Origin of the sequence: Desulfoluna sp. (genome assembly GCF_030145185.1) — a bacterium.
Lineage (GTDB): Bacteria > Desulfobacterota > Desulfobacteria > Desulfobacterales > Desulfolunaceae > Desulfoluna.
In genome coordinates this window covers 1-6,861 of sequence record NZ_JAQYWB010000135.1, presented here as the reverse complement: position 1 = coordinate 6,861, position 6,861 = coordinate 1, and the positions used below count along the sequence as shown (strand labels likewise).

The window sequence follows — 6,861 nt, the reverse complement described above, 5'->3', positions numbered from 1 at the left end:
ACGGTATTCTGTTTGATTTTCTCACCCTTCGGGCGAGCCGGGTGCACTCATCTGCCGCGTTATCAGAGCCTTGAGGTAAACCACTACATCTTCAGCTCTGATGCCTTGCATATGAGCGCACCCAACTCGTGAAATATCCGGGCTATGAGATTGAATATCAGAGTTATTTCATCTATCTCCTTGATCTTTTGAGGATTGTGTCTATTCTCTTAAACTTTACTATAATTTTCACCCAAAGTTTTTTTCTTTTTTCCTTTCTTTCCTTTTTTATCAATTATAAACATTGATTCAAGTATACCGGTCAGAATTATTTTTTTAGCTCAGTCATACACCGACAACTGGAGGATTCATGTCAATAAGATCGATCAAACTGTTTGTTTCGCTATTTTTCTTTTTGGTTCTGACTGGCTGTTTAGATGACCACCATTACGGGACGGTTTCTCCCGGCGGCAGCGCATCCATACCGCTCGAACTGACCACAGTGGATCACCTGGCCGGCTCCCAGGGTGGCCAGGGCTCCGCCAATGGCGATCTGTCCACAGCCAGTTTTTATCATCCCAGCAGCTCAGTCCTCGTGGGTACGGACTTGTATGTCTATGGTAGCAATTGTATTATCCGGAAGATTGATCTGGCGGCCAAGACGGTCAGCACCTTTGCCGGCACATTTGGAACCGGTGGCTCAACGGACGGTACCGGCACAGAGGCCTCTTTCATGATGGAGGCCATGGCCACCGATGGAACCAGCCTCTTTACATGTAATAGGAATAACATCATTCGCCAGATTGATATCGCCACGGCCGAGGTAACCACCCTGGCCGGCACCTACTCTTCTGGGTCGGCTGATGGCATCGGGACTGAGGCCCGTTTTAGTGAGCCCTATGACATGGCTGTCATCGACGGATTTATTTATGTGGTTGAAAAAAGAACTTGTTCCATCCGTAAGATTGAGATCAACAGCAAAACAGTCTCGACCCTGCCCCTGACGGGAGGCGCATTAACATTCCCGACGGGTCTGACCACCGACGGTACAAATCTCTTTGTCGCCGATTATTCGTCTGATGATATCAAAAAAATTGATCTCGCCAGCAATACCATTTCCACGCTGTGTACCATTCATTCTCCAGGTCGCATTGTCTACTCAGGTGCTGGCGCAGTCAAAAAACTCTTTGTGAGTTCCGCTGTGGAACCGCTGATCTATACCGTAGATCTGACGACTGACAACCCCACCATCCTGGCGGGGGCCGAAAATACATCTGGATATGTCGACGCCAATGGTGATGAGGCTCGTTTTAATGGCCCTAGGGATCTCAGTATCGATACAGATGGAGACACACTTTATGTCTGCGACCGGGAAAATCACGCCATCCGCGCAATCGATATTCCCACACAGGACGTAACCACCCTGTCCGGGATGCCCGCTGAATCAGGTTCAACCGATGCTACGGGTGTCGATGCTCGTTTTAACGGCCCAGAATCCATTGCCAGCGACGGTACAAACCTCTATGTCGCCGACACCCAAAACCACACCGTGCGCCAGATTGCAATCGCTACCGGCCAAGTCACCACCCTGGCCGGTAAGGCCGGAGAAAAAGGCACAACCGACAGTGTCAAATCTGCGGCCAGATTTCGCGAGCCCATGGGCATGACCCTGGCCGGGGATTCACTTTACGTAGCCGACAGTGACAACCACACAGTACGCCAGATTGCAATCGCCACCGGCCAGGTCACCACCCTGGCCGGTGAGGCCGGAGAAGTAGGAGTAACCGACGGCACGGGACATGATGCGCGTTTTTGCTCTCCCCAGCGGTTGACCAACGACGGCACATTCCTCTACCTGACGGAATCTGCTTTATCCATTCGCAAGATTGAGATCGCCACTGGTAAGGTTACAACCCTTAACGATGAAACGGGAAACCCGGCTGTTTTAGATGGCCATGACCACCTAAGCGAGCTCACACTTGTGGGCAAGATTCTCTATGTGGCAACAGATAATCATACCATCCTCAGGATGAATCCTGCCACCGGAGAGATTCGTACCCTGGCCGGAAGTTCCGGAGACGATGGCTCGGACGACGGCACAGGCGCCGATGCACGGTTCGATGGCCCTTCAGCTGTTGCCAGTGACGGTACAAACCTCTATGTAGCCGACTCCGAGAATCGTACCCTGCGCAAGATTGTGATCGCCAGCGGCGAAGTCACCACCCTCTCCGGTTCTGTCGGAATCCGCGGTGCCACTGATGGCCCCGTGGCTGCGGCCCTGTTTGGATCCCCTGCGGGACTTGTCGTAGACATGACCAACCGTCGGCTGTTTGTCGTTGATAATTCGAATAATTGCATCCGCAGCATCAGATAGTCATGTAAACAAACCAGGGGACAGGCACTCCACGCATGTTGAATAAAGCGACCTCAAAAGAGTTCGATGGATCGCCCCCTCCTGGGGGGGCAGGGCTCTCTTTTGAACTGTTTCCGGCCCCGGGGGATGGGTTTCAAGGCGTTTTGTCCTCACGCCTTGGAACTCTGCTATGACTGGATTTATGGATGATTGGAGATTGCTGTAATCAAAATGGGGTAGCGACTCTTTGGGGCCTGTTCTTTCGAACACACTATGTGCATGTCGCCTGTCCCCCCCCCTTGCTCCATTTTTTATTACCCCATTTTTCCATTTTTCAATCCTGTTGTTCTTTTGTGAGAAGAGTGGTAAATCCTTTTTCCAATGAAAACACTGACACAAAAATTGAGTATGCGGACTTCATGGTGGCGTTCCTGACGGAGCGGCACGTGGATTTGTATTGTATTCATTTGTCGCCGAAGGGCGACGGGTGAATCTGAACAAGGTCTCTTCGTCTCCTTTGGTGGTATGTAAACGCACTTGAGGAGAAAGCAGATGCATCAAAAAATCCTGACGGGCGATCGCCCGACCGGTTCCCTTCACCTTGGCCACTATGTGGGCTCCCTTATGCAGCGTGTTGCGTTGCAGGACACCGCTTCCCAGACCATTCTCATTGCCGATATGCAGGGCCTTACGGACAACGGTCACAACCCGCGCAAGGTGGCCGATAATATCTTGAATGTGCTGGCCGATTACCTGGCCGTGGGCATTGACCCTGAGCGCACCGTGATCTGTCTTCAATCGTCGCTGCCCGCCTTGGCCGAGCTCACCATGTATTACGCCAACCTCGTGTCCGTCTCCCGGCTTGAGAGAAATCCCACGGTTAAAACGGAAATTGCCGGAAAGCAGTTCGGTCGGTCCATCCCGGCAGGCTTCCTTTCGTATCCCATCAGCCAGGCGGCGGATATTACCGCGTTTCGAGCCACCCTGGTTCCCGTGGGTGAGGATCAGTTGCCCATGATTGAACTGACAAATGAGGTGGTGCGCAAGGTCAATCAGGTTGCAGGGAAAGCGGTGCTGATTGAGTGCCGACCCTTGCTCAGCAAGGTGCCCCGGCTTCCGGGAATGGACGGCAAGGCGAAGATGTCCAAATCGTTAGGCAATACCATTACCTTGGGCAGTGACGAAGCGGAGATCAGGCAAGCCGTCAAAATGATGTACACAGACCCGAATCACGTGCGCATCGAGGATCCCGGGACGGTGGAAGGCAATGTCGTGTTTACCTATCTGGATGCTTTCTATCCTGATGAGGCCTATATCCAGCAGTTGAAACGAGACTACCGCCACGGGGGCCTTGCCGACAGCCGATTGAAAAAAATCCTCGAGGAATGCCTTCAGGAGACCCTTTCGCCCATCCGGCAGCGTCGGGCGGAGGTTATTGACGATAAGGCCCGGCTTATCTCCATCCTTCGTAGCGGTACTGAGAAAGCGCGCTTAGAAACCGAGGCCGTTGCCCGGGAGGTGAAGGCCTCTTTTGGATTGGATGTTCTCGGATAAGGTTGCAAGAAAAATATAAAAGTACAAAAGCAATGCCTCCGGCGGCGAGGTGTGCCACCTCGAAAACGGGTTTGCGAATGCGCATCGGGAGTCGTCATTCCGGGCTGAAATGCGTCCGCATTCGCTTGACGTGCAAGGAGACTCACAGTGCGTTGCAAGTGCATGAACTGTAGATGGACGGAATTCATTTCAGCCGTTGACTTTAACCGGAATAACTCTGGTGGCAAGGTGAGCCACCTTGAAAGCAGGTTTCCGCAGGGATTCTGGTGAGCCAATGTATGATTATTTATTTTTAGCAGCCTAACAAGCGATGACAAGTGAGGGGACAGGACAAGTGAGGGGACAGGCGTTTCACGCCTGTCAAATATGCGCATATTGCCTGCCCCCTTCCTCTCAACATAACAGACGCATGTCGCCTGTCCCCCATTTTTGTCCCCATTTTTTAGATCAAGAGTCTACACTTTAAACTGCGCGACAATGCTGTTTACCTGGGCGGCCATTTCCTGGAGCTGCTCTGCATGCGAGGCCAGCTGGGTGTTGGACTCGGCAATGCCTCCGGCTTCTCCGTTGATCTGAACAATGTCTTCTGTGATCGCCCTGGAAACGGAAGAGCTCTGGTTTACGTTCTTATTAACCTCTGTCATCCCCTGTGAGACAAAAGAGATATTATTGGCTATTTCCTTCGTGGCCGTTGATTGTTCGTCAACCGAGGTTTTAATGGTGGCCACGATCTCATTGACGCTTTGGATGATATGAGCGATCTGGTCTATCTCGCCTGCGGTACCCGACGTCGTTCCTTGGATTTTTTCAATTTGTTTTTTTATCCCAAGGGTGGCCTCGGCGGTCTGGGTGGCCAACTCCTTGATCTCATGGGCGACGACGGCAAACCCTTTGCCTGCGTCTCCGGCTCGGGCCGCTTCAATGGTGGCGTTGAGAGCCAGCAGGTTTGTTTGTTCGGAAATTTCGGAGATGGTTTCGGTGACCTGCCCGATCTCCTGGGCGGCACTCCTGAGTTCGATCATTTTTTCGGAAGCGCTTCGGGACTGCACGACGGCCTCATCAGAAATACTCCGTGCTGTATCCGTGTTCTCGGCGATTTCATTGATGGTTACGCTCATCTCTTCTGCGGCGGATGCCACCATGGAGGTATTGGAGGAGGCTTGTTCGATGGCCACCACGATGTTGTTGAGATTTTCGTTCATCTCTTCTGAAGCACCCGAGAGGGCCTTGGCCCGGCCTGTTGTATTGTTTGCCCCGGTGGAGAGCTGGCTGGAGATGACGATTAATTTATCAGAAGATTGATCGACCTTGTTGCTGTTGGCTGCAATGTCGGTGATCATTATTTGAAGTTTTTCAATGAACACATTGAACCACCTTGCCATCTCACCCACTTCGTCCTTGCTGTCCACCTGCAGGCGCATGGTCAGGTCGCCTTCTCCTTCGGCAATATCTCGGAGCCCGGCGACGACCTGTTTCACGGGTTTGGCAATGGAGTTGGAGACGAGAAAGATCACCGTCCCGATCAGCAGAAGGGTTGCGAAGCCCAATCCCAACAAGACATTTCTTAAGGTATATATTTTCGCGTGCAACTCTTTTTCATCGACGATCGTTGCGATGGTCCACCCGGTGGTGGCCACCTTTGAAAAAAATGCAATCTTGTTCTCGCCGTTGTCCGTAAAATTGTAGATGCCGGCGTTGCTTTTTTTCATGTACTCATCAAGCCCGGAAAGGCTTCCACCGCCAATCTCACTGAGTTTTTGTTTCATGACGAGCGATGGATCCGGATGGACGATGAGGGTTCCGTCCTGGGCCAGCACGACCCCGTAGCTTTTGCCTTGCAGGTCCAGCGCCTCAATGGTGGTAGAGACAAAATTCAACTGGATCCCTGCCCCCACGATTCCCTGGGGAGATCCCGTCTCATCGGTAATCGGCGCCACCATAAAAATCGTGGGATTGCCTGTTGTCTTCGATACCAGGGGGGGCGTGACCAGGGCAGGCCCTCCAGCCATCAGTGATTGAAAATACCCTCGGGCTGAGACGTTTCCAACAAAGCTGAAGAGAGAGTTGTCTTTTTTATTGACTTGGATGGTATGATAGACACCTTTACTGTTTGCTGCGTAAATATCTGAATAATCATTTGGATATGCTTTTTTTAAGTAGAGATATCGGTTCTGATTCAGTGTGTCAATTTCATGAAAACCGCCATTCACATTTTTTGCCTGAGGGGTCTGAGCGATGGACTCGGTCTCCAACAGGTGGGTTTTAATCCAGACATCCACCACCGTTGATTTTTCTGAGACGGTTTTGAGAATGTTGTCTGACAGGTCCTCCGTGATTAGATGACTCATATATACATACGTTATCCCCCCGAAAAGAAGCAGGCACACAAGTACGATAGGGATCACCGCAAAACTTATTTTTTTATTGATTGTCATATTGCCCATGATTGATTTGCCTTTCATAACCATTTATGAATCCTTAAGGTTGTTGGTGCGTTGAGCGGGTGCCGAAATGACTGGGTTTAAATGACTCCACGGAACGTGCCAGTTTGATGCCTTTTTTCAGGTATGAGTAAACTCTTTTGGTATCATCATTAAAAACAGATTGATCGGCTGATAAGGGCCGGAGTGTTTAAGGCTGGTATTGCCTTTTTTCCCATCCATGGGCTGAAGAGGATGCGGAATGGCATCGCCGGGAGACCCTGTATGGAGGAATGCCCATTAAAAAAAAGGAGATGGCGGGTGATGCAGTGATGCATGCCGGATGCGCTGTGGCATCGGCGGGCATGCCGGTGGCTCGTCGATGGGGAAAGGATGAAACTATCGCGCAGGAGAATAGTAAGGGGGACGTCAGGAAACCAGGGAAACCTGGGACCAGGCGCTCCAGGCCTGATGAATGCGGAGATCTTAAAAGAGTCCGTTGGATCGACCCCTCCCGGGGAGGCGGGGTACCAAAGAGTCGCCCTATTATCAGGG

The 6,861-nt window shown here is 51.5% G+C and carries 4 protein-coding genes; 3 read left to right on the top strand and 1 reads right to left on the bottom strand.

The window, feature by feature from the left end; all coding sequences use genetic code 11:
* The first annotated feature begins 349 nt into the window (after positions 1–349).
* Positions 350–2,353 (top strand): beta-propeller fold lactonase family protein, encoded by a 2,004-nt coding sequence (locus tag Q1Q75_RS22220; protein WP_300675352.1) that lies wholly within the window; start codon positions 350–352, stop codon positions 2,351–2,353.
* Positions 2,354–2,884: 531 nt separating this feature from the next.
* On the top strand, positions 2,885–3,886 hold the full coding sequence (trpS, locus tag Q1Q75_RS22215) for a tryptophan--tRNA ligase (protein WP_300675351.1): 1,002 nt from the start codon (positions 2,885–2,887) through the stop codon (positions 3,884–3,886).
* A gap of 455 nt (positions 3,887–4,341) precedes the next feature.
* Here trpS and Q1Q75_RS22210 read toward each other — a convergent pair whose 3' ends face one another.
* Positions 4,342–6,234: a methyl-accepting chemotaxis protein gene (locus Q1Q75_RS22210; protein ID WP_300675350.1), complete on the bottom strand. Its 1,893-nt coding sequence runs from the start codon at positions 6,232–6,234 to the stop codon at positions 4,342–4,344.
* 365 nt (positions 6,235–6,599) lie between these two features.
* On the opposite strand from Q1Q75_RS22210, the gene Q1Q75_RS22205 reads away from it, so the two are divergent.
* On the top strand, positions 6,600–6,861 hold a 262-nt coding region (locus tag Q1Q75_RS22205), incomplete at its 3' end, for a hypothetical protein (RefSeq protein ID WP_300675349.1).